Origin of the sequence: Granulicella mallensis, assembly GCF_014203225.1 — a bacterium.
Classification (GTDB): domain Bacteria; phylum Acidobacteriota; class Terriglobia; order Terriglobales; family Acidobacteriaceae; genus Granulicella; species Granulicella mallensis_A.
The window spans coordinates 452,358-467,607 of the sequence record NZ_JACHIO010000001.1 but is presented as its reverse complement, the minus strand read 5'-3'; the positions used below and the strand labels follow the sequence as shown (position 1 = coordinate 467,607).

The following is a 15,250-nucleotide window of genomic DNA, read 5'->3' as shown; positions in this document are numbered from 1 at the left end:
ACTTCGTGTTTATCCAGCTTTGTGCTCCAGAAGAGTTCGAACCTTCAACCTACTGGTTCGGATAAACACGAACGTACGAAAACATTGCACTTCTAAATCGTAGTTACTTCGTAGCTACGAGTCAAAAAGCTACCGCAACAAATCTTCAAGCGCCGTCGACAGGTCGGTCTTCTCATCGCGGTACTTCACGATAATGGGGGTGTAGACGCTGAGGCCGAGTTCTTTGCCGGGGCCGCTCTGAATGGCTCGCGAACCGGCGACGACGACGGCGCCCGAGGGGATGATCAGGGGCGTCTCGGCGGTGGCTTTGAGGATGGTGTTGTTGGGCAGGTCGTAGACCGGTGTGCCGCGGGTGAGGATGACTCCGGCGGCGAGCACTGCGCGCGAACGGACGATGGTGCCTTCGTAGACGCCGGTGTTGCCGCCGATGAGTGCGTCGTCTTCGATGATGACGGGCGAGGCGTTCACGGGTTCGAGCACTCCACCGATCTGCGCTGCGGCCGAGAGGTGCACACGCTTGCCGATCTGCGCGCAGGAGCCGACCAGTGCGTGCGAGTCGACCATGGTGCCTTCGTCGACGAAGGCGCCGGTGTTGATGTAGGCGGGCGGGACAACGACGACTCCCGAGGCGAGATACGCTCCGGCGCGAACGGCGCTGCCGCCGGTCACGATACGGATGTTCTGCTCCGGCGTAAAGCGGCGCGTGGGGTAGGTGTGTTTGTCGACACAGGACAGGACAGGGTCCTCGCCGACGGAGACCAGATGGCCCAGCCGGAAGCCGAGCAGGATGCCGCGCTTGACCCAGGCATTGACGCGCCAGCCCGTGGGCTGCGAGGCGTCAGGTTCGGCGGAGCGGAGAGTGCCCGCTTCCAGGCCTTCACGGAGCTGGAGGAAGGCGTCGAGAGCTTCAGTGTTGCCGATGGCCGCAGGGCCTTCGGCAAAGAACTTTTCAATGGTTTGTTCGAGCGGGTTCGCAGAGTTCATGGATGCTGCGATTGTACCGAGGACGCGGCGGTGGATTCCCCCGCATGGTCCGCGGCGAGCGCCCGGGACGTCCAGCCTTCGAGCGTGTAGCGGCTGCGGTCCTTCTGCCAGACAGCTTCGGGTACGGCCTGCAGTTGCTCGCGGGTGAGGCCCGGGAGCTGGAGATCGAGCGCGAGGATTCCGCCCTCTTTCTGCTCGACCCGGTAGCCGTGGGAGATGCGGACGCCGGTCTTTGCGACCCAGTCCGCCGCGCGAAGGGTGGGGAAGGCTTCGATCTGGGTGTCGGTCCAGTTGGGGAAGTGCAGTTGGTAGTTGAGCCAGAGGGCGGCGGGCCGCGTCATCCAACTGGGGCGGTGGCCAACCCCGGGAAACCAGAGGGTCTCGGGAAGATTGTTTTGCGAACCGGTCAGAGTAGCGATGCGACTGCGAAGGTCGTTGAAGAAGGGCTCGAAGTGGTTGGGACGGGCGACCAGCGAGTCCACGGTTCCGTTGAGGACGAGCGTGGGACCGGAGCGGGAGCGCAGGGCGTAGAGGTCCACGCCCTTGTCGGGCATGAAGCTGAGCGCGCGATAGGGGCCTCCCTGGCAGTTGATCTTGGTGCTGGAGTCCCAGGAGCCGCCGTTGCCGTCGAGGTCACCACCACCGGAGAGCACCAGCGCTCGGATGCGCGGGAGTTGCGGCCCGGCCAGCGCCGCTGCCAGTGACGCGTGGAACGAGCCCATCGAGTAGCCGAGCAGCGCGATGCGTTTAGGGTCGACCTCGTGCCGTGAGGCAGCGTAGTGCACGGCTTGCATTGCATCTTCGATCATGAGGCCGCCGACGCGTTCAGGATGGTCGAGGCCGGGGATAGGCTTGTCGTGCTCGCCGACCTCGGAGCCGCGCGAGGGAGTGCGTTCGAACTCGCCGATGGGATCGTAGGTCACGACGACCGCACCCGCACTGGCATAGAGCAGTCCGGTGTAGACGGCGTACCAGGAGCTCTTATCGCCACCGTGGCCGTTGACCACGACGAGCGCCGGGACTTGGCCTTTGGGGTGTTCGGGAGCGTAGACGATGGCCGGCACGCGCATGCCGTATTGCGTGCCGAAGGTGATGTGTTCCACACGAACGCCGGATGCTGCAACGAAGCTGCCGAAGTTTTTGGGGCTGAGCGTGGGCAACGGCGAATCGATGAAGAGTGTTCGTATGGACTGCTCACGCCACTGTTCCAGTTGCGCAGGCGTGGTGCTTTGCGCATGAGTGGCGAGAGCCGCGGCGAGAAGGAGCGTTGTGGTGATGAGCTTCATGGCTTGACGGCGGTAGGTTCTTCGACGTGAACGGCGAGGTAGGTGATCTGCTTGCCGGGTTCGAGGAGCCATTGATGGGGCATGCCGGCAGGGAAGTGGATGACGTCGCCAGCCACGATGTGCACGGAGGTGCCGTTGCGAATGCCGGTGCCGCGAACTTCGTTGGGCGAGGTGGTGTGCGCGTCGATGACCTCGCCTCCGTAGACGAGCGTCGCTTCGCCGCTCTGCACGATCATGATGTCGGCAGTGGCCTGGTGGACCTCGGCGATGCCGCTCTTGTCGTGGACCGTGATGGAGAGGCCATGGTTGCCGAAGTTGTCCTTGTGCTTGATGCCGAGTGGCGAGACGCCATGCGGCCAGATCACGACATCAGGCTTCGGCGCGGGAGCAACAGCCTGCCCCATGGCGGCTGCGATGAGAAGCAGGGGCGCGAGGAGCATCATACGGCGTCCTTGAAGTTTGCCGGACGGACGGCCTTCATGACCTCGTGCTTGGCAATGTAGGCGGGATCGATCTCGACGCCGACGCCCGGACTGGTAGGGACGGTGATGGCTCCGTTGTCGTCCGAACGCAGGGTGCTGGTGGCGCAGGTGTAAGGCAGGTCGTTATTGAACTCCTTGAACTCGTGGTACGGGCCGGAGTTCGGGATCGCCGAGACGAAGTGCATCATGTACAGGTAACCGAGGCCCGTGGACGAGATGTGCGGGATGCACTGCTTGCCCAGCGCCGCGGCCATCCGCGCAACGCGCATGCAGCGGATCATGCCGCCGAAGTAGAACATATCCTGCTGGACGATGCCGACAGAGTTATTTGCGAGCACCCAGCGGAAGTTATGAGTGGAGGGCTCCTGTTCGCCGAGCGCCATGGGGATGTCGAGCGCGTCCGCGACGGTCTTGAGGTCTTCGTACCAGTCAAAGGGGACGGGCTCTTCGTAGAAGGCGTACTTGTACTCCTGCATCAGCCTGCCGATGGGAATGGCTTCGGCGGCGGTGTAGGAGCCGTTGGCGTCGGCGGAGATCACCATCTGGTCGCCGAAGGTCTTGCGTACGAGCGGGATGAGTTTTTCACTGCGACCGGCGGGCGTCTCCGCGTGCGACATGCGGCCGCCGAGCTTGAACTTGATCGCCTTGGCCTTGGAGATGGCGACATCGCGCTGCAGATGCTCGATCGTGAGCTCGGGCGTGATGTAGCGTTCACCGTTGGCCTGGTAGACGTTGATCTTCGGGTTGTAGATCTTGTCCGAGATGAGCAGGCCGATGGAGCGCTTGGACATCTTGCCGAACATATCGAGGATGGCGAACTCGAGCGTTGCCATGGGGACGAAGATGGCGAGTCCGGTGGCCTTGTAGTTGCTCTCGTAGACCGTGACCTCTTCCATCAGGGCTTCGAGATCGCGGGCGTCCCGGCCGAGGAAGTAGGGCGCGATGCGCTGGACGAAGAGGGGATAGAGCACCTCCATCTGCTGCGAGTTGGAGATGGAGAGGCCTTCGGCGCCGTCCTTGGAGCGGACGCGGCAGAGCCAGCTCTTCTTGTAGTGCAGGAGCTCGATGGTGTCGATGAGAACGGGTTCGGGGAAGAGCTCGCGCTTGAAGACCGGTAAGGCTGCCGCGGCGTCGCACTTGGCGTAGTTGGCCTGCAGCTCGGAGGGCGTTACGGCGCGGTGGGTGCCGTGTGGCTTGGGATTGGGAAGCACTGCGGCAGCAGCGGCGGCCAGGCTGGACTTGAAGACTTCGCGGCGTGTGGCGTGCATGAAAAACCTCGGCATAACAATACCTGTCAGACAGGATTTTTGTCGAGGTAGAGCGTGAGTGGGGTTAGTTTGTGTCGTTGCCTGTTTTTCGTCGTCATCCTGAGCGGTACGCGAAGGACCCCCGCATTCTGCACGATGCCAAAGGAAGCGAACACCGCTTATGCGGGCATCCGCTGGTCGCACGCTCTTCGCACGCCCGAGACGCGAGTGGCAGCACCAATGCGGGGGTCCTTCGCCGTTGGCTCAGGATGACGACGAAAAACAGACCTCGACCTTTAGAAGACGCGCAAATTCTCGTGCGGGCTGTCGCGCAGCAGGCCCAGTTCGCCGAGGATCATCTCCAGCGTGTGGCGTGTCCTTGCCGAGACGGGAATCATCGGCAGGCGGAGCTGTTCGTTGCCGCGGCCCAGCAGGGCGAGCACGGCCTTGATGGGCGCGGGGCTTGGCTCGGTGAAGTGGGCCTGCATCAGGTGGAAGTAGTGGCGGTTGATGCGGCGCGCGGCGATCCAGTTGTCGCTCAGGGCGTAACCGATCATCTGAGACATCTGCTGCGGAATGGCGTTGGAAGCCACCGAGATGAGTCCTACACCGCCGACGGCGAGTGTGGGCAGGGCGAGGGAGTCGTCTCCGGCGAAGACCTTGAAGGCGCGGGGCGCCTGGGTGATCAGCTCGGTGATCTGGACCATGTTGCCGCTGGATTCCTTGATGCCGATGATGTTGGGAATCTCGGCGAGGCGCAGGACGGTGGCGGGCTCAAGGTTCGCGCCGGTGCGGCCCGGGATGTTGTAGAGCAGGATCGGCAGGTCGACTGCCTGGGCGATGGCGCGGAAGTGCTGGTACTGGCCTTCCTGGCCGGGGCGGTTGTAATACGGGTTCGCGGTCAGAATGCCGGTGAGTCCGTGGATGCTCGCCAGCTTCTTCGCATTGACGACAGCCTGGTGGGTGGAGTTATGCGTCGATCCGGCGAAGACGGGAACCCGGCCAGTCGCTGCGGCTACCGTGACCTCGATGACACGCAGCCACTCCTGCTCGGTAAGCGTGGAGGCCTCACCGGTGGTGCCTGCGGGGATGAGCAGGGAGACGCCGTTGGCGATCTGCCAGTTGACGTGAGCGTGGAGCGCAGTTTCATCCACCGAACCGTCGGGGCGAAAAGGAGTAACGAGTGCTGTACCGCAACCTTGCAGATTCATGCCGAAGGGTAGTTTAGAGCACATCGCCGCTTTTTGCGCGGTCGAAAGGGGGTATGAGAGCAATTTCCCATGAGGAAACCAGGGAGGAAACTCGAAACCCGGCTATTTGTGCGTGTGGGAGTGATCCATTTCGGGCTTGTGCGGAGCGAGTTCGTGGTGGGAGGCAGGGACGTCGCCGCCGTACGAACCCCCGAAGAGGCCCAGGGTTGGAAGGATCCAGATAAACGTGACGATGGAGCTGACCAGCAACGCACCACGAGGTGAAATGTGGGCGAGGCCGATGCTGATGGCGTAGATGAAGATCGATCCCCAATGCTTGATACGGGTGCCCCGATCGAAGCTTGTCAGCCGTCCCTCACGCACTACCTGGCACTCAACGGTATAGCGCAGGATAAGAAAGGTCACGCCCGCCGCGAACATGCAGATGCAGTAGATAGTGACGGAGAACGAGTCGAAGTGCTCGTTGATGTAGTCGGTGAAGAAGGGGATCAGCGACAGCGCGAAGAGCCAGACCAGGTTGGCCCAGAGAATGCGAGTGTTCGAGCGGGTCAGTGTGCCGATGAGGCCGTGGTGATTGACCCAGTAGACCGCGATGTACGTGAACGAAAGGCCATAGACCAGCAGCGTCGAGATGACCCCATGAAACGCCGCAAAACCGCTCAGTGCGGGCACCTTCAGCTCCAGCACCATGATAGTGATGATGACGGCGATAACGCCGTCGGAGAAGGCTTCGAGCCGGGCTGGAGAGGAGGTGGCCTGCATGGGGTCGTGCCTTAGATAGTAGGGCAAAAGGTAGAGATTTGAAAATAACAGGTATCCTTGACAAAAGGATAAATCCTTATATCCTTGTTTGCAGGGGGACAACATGCAAACGGTTGAGCGTGCTTTAGATCTCAAAGTTGCCGATGCGGTGTGGGTTGCAACCGCTATGCTGCACCGTGAACATTCGAAGGTTGAGGGATTCACCGTTGCCGAAATCGTGGCGAAAGTGAAAGAAGAAGGCCTGACCGAAAAGGAAGATATCAGCATTTATCTTCATGCGAATCAACACTGTGTTGCGAACCGAGCTCCAAATCAGGCAAAGCTGCGGATGCTTTTCGAGACCCAGAATGGGCTGCGCCGCCTATTCTGTCCTTCCGATCCCTTTCATGCGGAGCGTGATGGGCGAATTATCCCCAAAGCATCGGATCTTCCGGGGCATTTAATGCCACTTCTCCGATGGTATGAGGAATGGTGTGCGAAGAGGCGCAGTCGCGCATCCACAGATGACCCTTTGTTGGCCCTGGCCGGGTCGGGCAAGGGGCTTTGGGCGTTGGATGCGGTGGAATATGTGAATCGGCTGAGGGCCGAGTAACGATGAGCCGAATCTTCTGGGACACCAATGTGTTCATCTATTTATTCGAGAACCATGCAATTCATCAAAAAGAAGCCATGGCTCTACGAACCAAGATGCTGGTTCGTGGGGATGAGTTAATTACATCCTGGGTCACCGTCGGAGAGATTCAGGTGCAGTCGCCACGGAGAGCAAGCATCGGAAACTATTCGAAGTATCGTGATGTGATCGTACAGACGGCTCGCGTCCTCGCGTTTGAGGAAGTTGCGAGTGATCGGTATCGCGAAGTCCGGCAATTGACTTCGGTACGAGGCCCTGATGCCATGCAACTCGCTTGCGCAGCGGCTGCTGGGGTAGAGATTTTCGTGACCAACGATAAAAAATTGCACGGATTGCAGGTTCCCGGAATTCACTTCATTGCTTCCATTGCGTCAGCAGAGCACCTCTTGTAGCGCATGATCGATTAGAACAATTCTTCCTGTTACACCCAGTCGCCCGCCCGCATGAGAGGCTCGGCAGAGCCATCGGCTGCGAGGCCGTCGACGTTCATCGTTGGCCCGCCGATCATCCAGTCCACGTGAATCAGGCTCTCGTTTGCGCCGAGTTTGGCGAGCTCTTCGTTCGACATCTTCTCGCCGCCGATCAGGCAGGTGGAGTAGGCCTGGCCCAGCGCGATGTGGCTCGCGGCGTTCTCGTCGAAGAGCGTGTTCCAGAAGAGGATGCCGGACTGCGCGATGGGCGAGTTGTGCGGCACCAGTGCGACCTCGCCGAGGCGGCGGGCGCCGTCATCGGTGGAGATGAGCTTGTTGATCGCTTCCTGGCCTTTGGTCGCGGTGGCTTCGACGATCTTGCCGTCCTTGAAGGTGCAGCGAATGTTTTCGATCAGCGTGCCCTGGTGGGAGAGCGGCTTGGAGGCTGTGACGACGCCGTTGACGCGATCCTTGTGCGGCGTGGTGAAGCACTCTTCGGTGGGGATGTTCGGCTGGCAGTAGACGCCGTTGCCTGCCGTGGTGCCACCGCCGGCCCAGAGGTGCTGGTCGGCGAGTCCGACGGTGAGGTCAGTCGTGCCGTCCGGGGTGTAGAAGCGTAGCGAGTGGAAGCGCTTGTTGTTCAGGAAGTCGACGCGCTTCTTGAGGTTGGCTCCGTGCTCCTTCCACTGGGCGACGGGATCGGCGGAGGTGATGCGCGAGGTCGCGAAGATGGCGTCCCAGAGCCTGCCGAGAGCCAACTCCGGTGGATCGTTGGGGAAGACCAGCGCGGCCCAGGAGGGCGTAGCCGCGGCGACGATGGTCCAGTTGATCTCGTGGCGGGTGATGAGTTCCATCGCGGGCTTGGAGGCCTTGGAGGCGGCGATGTTGGCGCGGGAGACCTTGGAGGGGTCCTGCTGCGCGAGCAGAGCGGGGTTGGCTCCGGTGATGGCCATGCGGGCTGCGCCGCTCCGGAACGCCGTGGCGATGGCGTCCTGCAGCCACTGGGGCGCGTAGTCGAAGCTGGCGTCAGGCGCGTGCTGGAAGCGGGCGATGGTGGTGGCGTCGTCGGAGTAGAAGACGGTCACGAGCTTCGCGCCGGCCTTGTAGGCGTGCTCGGTGATGCGGCGGACGAGCGGCAGCGCATCGGTGGGAGCGGTCAGGACGAGCTCCTGGCCTTCGCGCAGATTGAGGCCGATTCGGATCGCCACTTCGGCGAGGCGGTCCAGCTTTTGATCGAAGGAAAGGGCGGCGAAGGCGTCGGAAGGAAGCGAAGACATGCTGAAAGTTTATCGCGAGTGGTGATCCTGGAAACCGGTCAGATTTGATCGTTTTGTGCGCGTTCTCCGTTACCTTCGAGTGCTATCCTGATTGCGCCTCGAACGGGGTGTATCCATTCTGAATGCTTCAAAGGAGTCGGTCATGGGATTTTTGGAAGAAGCGGAAAAGATCGCAGGAGCTGTAGTCGCGGTTGAAGGCGTGAAGAAGCTGGATCCGAATGCGTCGATCCTGACGGAAGGCGCAGCAGCCGTCGCAGGTTACAAAGGTGCTGAAGCCATCGAGGATCATTTCGAAAAGAAGGACGACGAGAACAACCAGTAAGCCAGAGGGTTAGATCCCGAACGAAATCAGAGGGCTGAAGGCTCTATCTCTTGTGGCGACACGGAGGGGCGGTCTTCGGCCCCTTTCACGTTTTGTTGAAAGAAGCGTGTTTCGTTACGTATAGCAAACAAGTCAGCGATTGTGGGCTGTGATCAGTCAGCGAGTCAGGCGCAACACTACAACTGACTTGCTGACGCGAAGCAAGCTGACTCGCTGACTTGCTGTTCCTACAGCTTGTCGAAGACCTCGCGCACGTTGTAGACGCCGGTGCGGGAGGCGAGCCATTCCGCGGCGCGGACTGCGCCTTCGGCAAACGGACGCCGTGATTTTGATTCGTGGGTGAGGAGCAGACGGTCACCGTGGCCGATGGCTTCCAGCGTGTGGATGCCTGCTACTTCGCCGGTGCGGGTGGCGTGAATCGGCACCTCGTTGTTGTTTCCAAGGGTTTCCAGCACGGCGTCGCGGAGGGTGATCGCGGTGCCGCTGGGAGAATCGAGTTTGCTCTCGTGGTGTGTCTCGGAGATGGCAAAGTGGTAGCCCATGTCCTTGAGCGCGGCCGACATCTTCTTCGCGAGGTCGAACATGATCTGCACGCCGATGGAGAAGTTGGTGCCGTAGAGCAGGGCTGCGCCACGGCGCTCGGCGAGCGACTTCATGTCGTCCAGCTTGTCGTACCAGCCGGTCGTGCCGATGACCATCTTCGCGCCGGTTGCGAGGCAGGCGCGCATGTTGGAGACGACAGCTTCAGGGGTGGTGAAGTCGATGATGATGTCGAAGCCGGCGACGAACGGCGCGGTGAGGGCTGCGGCGTCCTTGTTTTCCTTCGCGTCGAGAACGTGAACGCTATGGCCGCGTTCCGCCGCGACCTCCGCAACGAGCTTACCGGTCTTGCCTACTCCGAGTACGAGAATGCGCATGATTCAAAAACTCCTAAGCGTTCGTGGGCACTGCTCGCGCTTCAACGTCCCGTGCGAGTGTAGCTCGCGCTTCAACGTCGAAGATACTCGCGTCGGGTGCGGCAAAGAATCTCTTGTGCAGCGAGCGAACCGCCTCATCTACATCTTCTTCGTTAATCATGAAGCTCATGTTGATTTCGCTGGCTCCCTGCGAAATCATGCGCACATTGACGTGCGAGACCGCGCTGAAGACCTGCGAGGCGATGCCGGCGTGGCCGCGAATGTCCTCGCCCACCAGGCAGATGAGCGCCTTGTTGCTCTCGTACTTGACGTCGGCGATGCGGCCCAGCTCTTCGCAGATGGCGGGTAGCGCTTCCTTGGAGTCGACCGTGACCGAGATCGAGACCTCGGAGGTGGAGACCATGTCGATGGCGCACTTGTGCTTGTCGAAGACGTCGAAGACCGACTTGAGGAAGCCGTGAGCGAGCAGCATGCGGCTGGCCACGATGTCGATGATGGTCAGCTTCTTCTTCGCGGCGATGGATTTGAACGGACTCGCGCAGGACTGCGGCGTCGCGGTGATCTTGGTGCCTTCGTTCTCAGGATTGCGGCTGTTGAGCACCCAGACCGGGATGTTCTTCTGCACGGCGGGCAGGATCGTGGCCGGATGCAGGACCTTGGCGCCGAAGTAGGCGAGCTCGGCGGCCTCTTCAAAGCTGATGGTCTTCACGCGCAGGGCGTCGGGGCAGATGCGCGGGTCCGTGGTCATGATGCCGTTGACGTCGGTCCAGATCTCGATGGCTCCGGCGTGCAGACCGCCGCCGACGAGCGCGGCAGTGTAATCCGAGCCGCCACGGCCGAGTGTCGTGGTTTCGCCGCTGGGCGAGGAACCGATGAAGCCGCCCATGACGGGGATGGCCCCGGAGTCGACGAGCGGCAGGACCTTCGCGAGGAGAGCGCTTTCGATCTCTACTTCGTCGGGTGCGGCCTTGCCGTAGTGGCTGTCGGTGCGGATGATGGTGCGGGCATCGATGTGGGCGCTGGCGGTACCCTGCTCGGCAAAGGCGGCGGCGATGATCAGGCTGGAGAGCCGTTCGCCGAAGCTGACGATGAGGTCGGAGGTGCGTACGGTCAGCTCGCCGACAGCGGCGATGCCGCGCAGCAGCTCATCGAGCGCGTCGAAGTGCTCGTCGATGGAGCGGTGCAGCGCGGTGAGACGATCTCCGCTGGAGAGGCGTGCGGCGGTTTCGATGTGGCGCACGCGCAGGCGCGAGGAGATCTCCAGCGCGGGCTCGCGGTCGCCACGGCCGGCGTGAGCAGCAGCAGAGCAGGCGAGCAGGGCGTCGGTGACCTTTGACATGGCGGAGACCACGACGACGGGGTTGAGGCCCTTGCGCTTGCGTCCGGTGACGATGCCTACGGTGCGCAGGATGGCGGTAGCGTCCTCGACCGAGGTTCCGCCGAACTTCATGACGACGATGTGGTTGCGGGGTGTGCTCATGCCTTCACCACCGCTTCCGCAACCTGTACCGGCTGCTTCAGGGGAGGGAACTGGCGGAAGTCGAGCTTGCCGAGGACGGCGAGGATCTCGGCGTTCAACAGGGCGGCACCGGCTGCGCCGCGAATGGTGTTGTGCGAGAGCACGACGAACTTCCAGTCGAAGATCGAGCAGGGACGCAGGCGTCCCACCGTGGACGTCATGCCGTTGCCACGCATGCGGTCCAGGCGCGGCTGCGGGCGATCGACGGCGGTGTCGTACTCCACCGGGTGGAGCGGCGCGGTCGGCAGGTGCAGGCCGTCGAGGCCCTTGCCGCTGAGCGGCTGGAACTCTTCCCAGGCGGCGATGACCTGCTCGTAGGTTGCGGGCTTGCGGAGCTTGATGCTGACGCACTCGGTATGTCCGTCTTCGACGGCGACGCGATTGCAGTGCGCGGAGACCTTGGCGGGCAGCGGAGAGACCGAGCTGCCGTCAAGCGAGCCGAGCAGCTTGCCGACCTCCTCCTGCATCTTTTCCTCTTCGTTCTTGATGAAGGGAACGACGTTGCCGAGGATGTCGAGCGAAGGCACGCCGGGATAGCCCGCGCCGGAGATGGCCTGCATCGTGGTGACGAAGAGGCTGTCAATGCCGAACCTGTCTTCCAGCGGCTTGAGCGCGAGGACCAGTCCGATGGCCGAGCAGTTCGGATTGGTGACGATGTAACCGCCGGAGGTCTTGCGCGTGGCCTGCCGCTCGATGAGATCGAGATGGCCGGCGTTGACCTCGGGAATGACCAGCGGCACGTCCAGCGTCATGCGGAAGGCGGAGGAGTTTGAGATGACGGCGCAACCTGCCTCGGCGAACTTGGGCTCAAGTTCGCGGGCGATATCGGCGTCGAGCGCGGCAAAGATGATGCGCGGCAGTTCGGTGGTGGAGGCTTCGGGGGTGTTGGGCTGCACGATCATCTGCGCGATGTGCTTCGGCAGGGGGGTGTCGAGCTTCCACTTACAGGCGTCGGCATAGGTTTTGCCGGCGCTGCGGTCGCTGGCGGCTAGCCAGGTAATGTTGAACCAGGGGTGATTCGCAAGAAGCTGAATAAATCGCTGCCCGACCATGCCGGTCGCGCCCAGAATGCCTACGTTACGCCGTTCCATCTATCAAGAATAACGCGTGAATTGTGCGGCGTCACGATTGCTGCAAGAAACAACGGCTGGTTGTGCGACAGCTTGCCGCACAACCAGCTGTTAGGTCTCGCTTAATCTTCGATGACCCTGACGCGGCGACGGCTCACCACGCGGCTTCCGCCCCCACCCCATGCGACCACCAGGCCGATGGCGTGGATCAGGAACCAGAGGCCGATGCCCTGGTCCTGGTAGATCCAGAAGAGGATCAGGATGCGTGGAATCAGCAGGGCCACGATGATCTGGATCAGGTTGAGGGAGGTCGGGATGTAAGCCCCGAGACCATGCTGCAGCCACGCGATCAGCAGGCAGATGCGCGGAAGAAAGAGCGATAACACCAGAAACCACAGCGGCAGCGTGTGCGTGACCAGCAAAACATGAAGATTCATGGCAGTCGTGCTCCAGCGCCGCAAGCTAAAGTTTCCTGCGGCGAAATCCTACTTAGGTGTGAAGGCAAAGCTGGCACTGGCGGTTGCTTTAGGAGCCACAGTTATCTGGATATCCTGTTCGCCGAGCTTCTCATGCACCGCGGCGAGCGTGTAGGTTCCTGCCGGTAGACCCTTGATGGTGAAGCTGCCGTCCGCGCCGGTAACGGCAAAGTATGGGTTGGGAGCAACGTTGATGAAGGCGTTCATCCAGGGGTGGTTGTTGCAGCGGACGGGCAGCATCACCTCGGGCGATTTGAACGAGTGGGTTTGGGGCTGGCCCATGGGGGACTGAGAGATGTCTACGCCTTCGTTGCCGACGGTGGAGGGCATGGTGTGGATGTTGTGCATCGTGGGGTCGGAGTTATGGAACTCAACCGATCCACCCTGCTGCACGGCTACGACGTGGGGCAGGTAGCGGCAGCCCTTCTGGTCGAGCACGACGGGGGCTGTGCCTGCGGGGGCCTGCGAAGGCGCAATACCCGACTTGATGTAGATGTACACGTTGGCCAGCTTGCCGTCGGTGGCGACGAACTGCTCGCTGAGGTTGGGGTCCTTGGAGAACGCGCAGGCCGGGTCCATCGACATGTCGATGGGAATGCGGGCAGGGGCTTTGCCGTCGAAGTGCACGACCCCTGTGACGGTGCCGGTGGTGGCGGGATCGACCGCCGGCACCGGGCTCGACTGTGCGGTCTCGGTGGCCTTCGGGGCAGCGTCGTGCTTGCAGCCGGTGAGGGTGAGGGCGGCGAGGAGGAGGAGCGATGTCGAGCGGAGAGTCACGGTAGTCCTTTGAGGATGCGGTGATGGTGATTGGGAGGCTGGTGTTGCTTGTCTTGCCGTTGCTTTTCTGGTTGTTGCTGTTGCTTTTCTGGTTGTTGCTGTTGCTTTTCTGGTTGTCATTCCGAGCGCAGCGAGTGAACCTGTTGTCTCCCGTTCTTTGCTCGTACCGCCCAAAAAACATTTGAGTTGGAACAGGGCCAGTGCTGCCGCATAGCGTTTATGGCAGCACTGGCGAAAAACGGGAGGAAGCAGGTTCGCTCGCTCCGCTCGGAATGACAAACCAGAAAAGCAAATGCAGGAACAAAACTACAACGCGGCGATAATAGCCTCGCCAAAAGCGCGTGTGCCGGACTTGCCGCCGACATCGCGGGTCAGTGTCTTGCCTGCGGCGTAGACCTTCTCCAGCGCAGCCTGAATCTTGTCCGCGGTGGCTGCTTCGTCGATGTGATGCAGCATCAACACGGCAGACTGCAGCAGCGCTGTCGGGTTGGCCTTGTCCTGTCCGGCGATGTCCGGAGCGGAGCCGTGAACGGCCTCGAAGATCGCGCACTCTGCGCCGAGATTGGCGCCCGGAACCAGTCCCAGGCCGCCGACGAAGGCCGAGCAGAGGTCCGAGAGGATGTCGCCGTAGAGGTTCTCCGTCAGTATGATGTCGTACTGGTAGGGGTTCAGCACCAGCTGCATGCAGGTGTTGTCGACGATGTGCTCGGCGTAGGTGACGTCGGGGAACTCTTCGGAGACTTCCTTACAGCACTTGATAAAGAGGCCGTCCGAGAGCTTCATGATGTTGGCTTTGTGGATGGCGTGGATCTTCTTGCGGCCATGCTTCTTCGCGTAGTCGAAGGCCGACTTCGCGATGCGGGTCGAGCCCTTGCGGGTGATGATCTTCATCGACTGTGCGATGTCGGGATTGATCATCACTTCGAGGCCGGCGTACAGATCCTCGGTGTTCTCGCGGAAGATGACGAGGTCGATGTCCGGGTAGTTGGACTTCAGACCGGGGAGGCTCTTGACGGGGCGGAAGTTCGCGTACAGGTCGAACTTCTTGCGCAGCGTTACGTTGATCGACGAGAAGCCACCGCCGATGGGCGTGGTGACCGGCCCTTTGAGGGCAACGCGGTTCTGCTCGATCGACTTGTAGAGTGCCTTGGGGATGTACTCGCCGGTCTTGGCGTAGGCGTCTGCACCGGCATCATAGTTGTGCCAGTCGAAGCTGCAGCCGGTCTGCTTGCCGGCGGCTTCGAGGATGTTGACGGTGGCGGCGGTGACTTCCGGGCCGATTCCGTCCCCGGGGATGAGCGTGATCTTGTGCGTGCGGGTAAAGTCGGGCAAGGTTCTTCCTTCGTGTTAGAGATGAGGGGGAGGCTAGCGCGAGGCGAGCCGCTTGGATTTAGGGTCTTTGCCGCCGAGCAGCTCTTCGAGCTCCTGCTTGAACTCGCGAACATCTTTGAAGTCGCGATAGACGCTGGCAAAACGGATGTAGGCGACGGTGTCGATGTCCTTCAGGCGCGCCATGATGAGCTCGCCGACGGACGCGGTGGTGCGTTCGCGCTCCGGAGAGTCGATGACGAAGGCTTCGACAGCGTCCACGATCTCCTGCATCTGCGTGACAGAGACCTTTCGTTTCTGGCAGGAGTGCAGCAGGCCGGTGAGGACCTTCTGGCGGTCGAAGTTTTCGCGTCGGCCGTCTTTTTTTACGACCATGTAGGGGATTTCATCGAGGCGTTCGTAGGTGGTGAAACGCTTGTTGCAACGTTCGCATTCCCGCCGCCGCCGGATGGAGTTCGCGTCTTTGCTCTCGCGTGAGTCGATGACCTTGTCTTGAGTGAAGGCGCAATACGGGCATTTCATGTCAATCGGATTTTATCAGTGTTGCCGC

Annotated in this window: 17 protein-coding genes; 3 read left to right on the top strand and 14 right to left on the bottom strand. The window is 61.4% G+C overall.

Translation table 11 applies throughout. The annotated features are described in order from the left end of the window. Nucleotides 1–129: 129 nt before the first annotated feature. From HDF15_RS01760 to HDF15_RS01735, 6 genes are all read right to left on the bottom strand, one after another. Entirely contained in the window at nt 130–984 is an 855-nt protein-coding gene (locus tag HDF15_RS01760) for a 2,3,4,5-tetrahydropyridine-2,6-dicarboxylate N-succinyltransferase (RefSeq protein WP_184252540.1), read from the bottom strand. Further along, on the bottom strand, nt 981–2,270 hold the full coding sequence (locus tag HDF15_RS01755) for a S9 family peptidase (protein ID WP_184252539.1): 1,290 nt from the start codon (nt 2,268–2,270) through the stop codon (nt 981–983). Before HDF15_RS01755 ends, HDF15_RS01760 begins: the two co-directional genes overlap by 4 nt. After that, nucleotides 2,267–2,713, bottom strand: a complete 447-nt coding sequence (locus tag HDF15_RS01750; RefSeq protein ID WP_184252538.1) for a hypothetical protein — start codon at nt 2,711–2,713, stop codon at nt 2,267–2,269. The genes HDF15_RS01755 and HDF15_RS01750 overlap by 4 nt, the downstream gene beginning before the upstream one ends. Further along, a complete protein-coding gene (locus tag HDF15_RS01745; RefSeq protein WP_184252537.1) occupies nt 2,710–4,020 on the bottom strand; it encodes a mandelate racemase/muconate lactonizing enzyme family protein in 1,311 nt (436 codons plus the stop codon). The genes HDF15_RS01750 and HDF15_RS01745 overlap by 4 nt, the downstream gene beginning before the upstream one ends. 275 nt (nt 4,021–4,295) lie before the next feature. Next, entirely contained in the window at nt 4,296–5,234 is a 939-nt protein-coding gene (gene dapA / locus HDF15_RS01740; RefSeq protein WP_260330763.1) for a 4-hydroxy-tetrahydrodipicolinate synthase, read from the bottom strand. A 78-nt stretch (nt 5,235–5,312) separates the two neighbouring features. Beyond that, nucleotides 5,313–5,972 carry a TMEM175 family protein gene (locus HDF15_RS01735; RefSeq protein WP_184252536.1) on the bottom strand — a complete coding sequence of 220 codons (660 nt, stop codon included), beginning with the start codon at nt 5,970–5,972 and terminating at the stop codon, nt 5,313–5,315. A gap of 103 nt (nt 5,973–6,075) precedes the next feature. Here HDF15_RS01735 and HDF15_RS01730 point away from each other — a divergent pair, with 103 nt between their 5' ends. Both HDF15_RS01730 and HDF15_RS01725 read left to right on the top strand, forming a co-directional pair. Continuing rightward, nucleotides 6,076–6,564: a hypothetical protein gene (locus tag HDF15_RS01730; RefSeq protein WP_184252535.1), complete on the top strand. Its 489-nt coding sequence runs from the start codon at nt 6,076–6,078 to the stop codon at nt 6,562–6,564. A 2-nt stretch (nt 6,565–6,566) separates the two neighbouring features. Further along, a complete protein-coding gene (locus HDF15_RS01725; RefSeq protein WP_014266856.1) occupies nt 6,567–6,995 on the top strand; it encodes a PIN domain-containing protein in 429 nt (142 codons plus the stop codon). A gap of 29 nt (nt 6,996–7,024) precedes the next feature. Here the strand turns inward: HDF15_RS01725 and HDF15_RS01720 are convergent, their stop codons facing one another. Next, nucleotides 7,025–8,290, bottom strand: coding sequence for an aminopeptidase (locus HDF15_RS01720; RefSeq protein ID WP_184252534.1), 1,266 nt, complete (start codon nt 8,288–8,290; stop codon nt 7,025–7,027). Nucleotides 8,291–8,432: 142 nt separating this feature from the next. Between HDF15_RS01720 and HDF15_RS01715 the strand changes: the two genes are divergently transcribed. Beyond that, nucleotides 8,433–8,612, top strand: coding sequence for a hypothetical protein (locus HDF15_RS01715; protein ID WP_184252533.1), 180 nt, complete (start codon nt 8,433–8,435; stop codon nt 8,610–8,612). A gap of 227 nt (nt 8,613–8,839) precedes the next feature. On the opposite strand, the gene dapB is transcribed toward HDF15_RS01715, so the two are convergent. From dapB to nrdR, 7 genes are all read right to left on the bottom strand, one after another. Beyond that, entirely contained in the window at nt 8,840–9,529 is a 690-nt protein-coding gene (gene dapB, locus HDF15_RS01710) for a 4-hydroxy-tetrahydrodipicolinate reductase (protein WP_184252532.1), read from the bottom strand. Nucleotides 9,530–9,542: 13 nt separating this feature from the next. Beyond that, a complete protein-coding gene (gene lysC / locus HDF15_RS01705; protein WP_184252531.1) occupies nt 9,543–11,009 on the bottom strand; it encodes a lysine-sensitive aspartokinase 3 in 1,467 nt (488 codons plus the stop codon). After that, the gene (gene asd, locus HDF15_RS01700; protein ID WP_184252530.1) at nt 11,006–12,139 is read right to left on the bottom strand and encodes an aspartate-semialdehyde dehydrogenase; all 1,134 of its coding nucleotides are present in this window, start codon (nt 12,137–12,139) and stop codon (nt 11,006–11,008) included. Before asd ends, lysC begins: the two co-directional genes overlap by 4 nt. Nucleotides 12,140–12,240: 101 nt before the next feature. Continuing rightward, a complete protein-coding gene (locus HDF15_RS01695; protein WP_014266850.1) occupies nt 12,241–12,555 on the bottom strand; it encodes a hypothetical protein in 315 nt (104 codons plus the stop codon). A gap of 48 nt (nt 12,556–12,603) precedes the next feature. After that, nucleotides 12,604–13,371, bottom strand: a complete 768-nt coding sequence (locus HDF15_RS01690; RefSeq protein WP_184252529.1) for a carboxypeptidase regulatory-like domain-containing protein — start codon at nt 13,369–13,371, stop codon at nt 12,604–12,606. A 306-nt stretch (nt 13,372–13,677) separates the two neighbouring features. Further along, nucleotides 13,678–14,703, bottom strand: coding sequence for an isocitrate/isopropylmalate dehydrogenase family protein (locus tag HDF15_RS01685; protein WP_184252528.1), 1,026 nt, complete (start codon nt 14,701–14,703; stop codon nt 13,678–13,680). Nucleotides 14,704–14,736: 33 nt separating this feature from the next. Next, a complete protein-coding gene (gene nrdR / locus HDF15_RS01680; RefSeq protein ID WP_014266847.1) occupies nt 14,737–15,222 on the bottom strand; it encodes a transcriptional regulator NrdR in 486 nt (161 codons plus the stop codon). Nucleotides 15,223–15,250 lie beyond the last annotated feature (28 nt).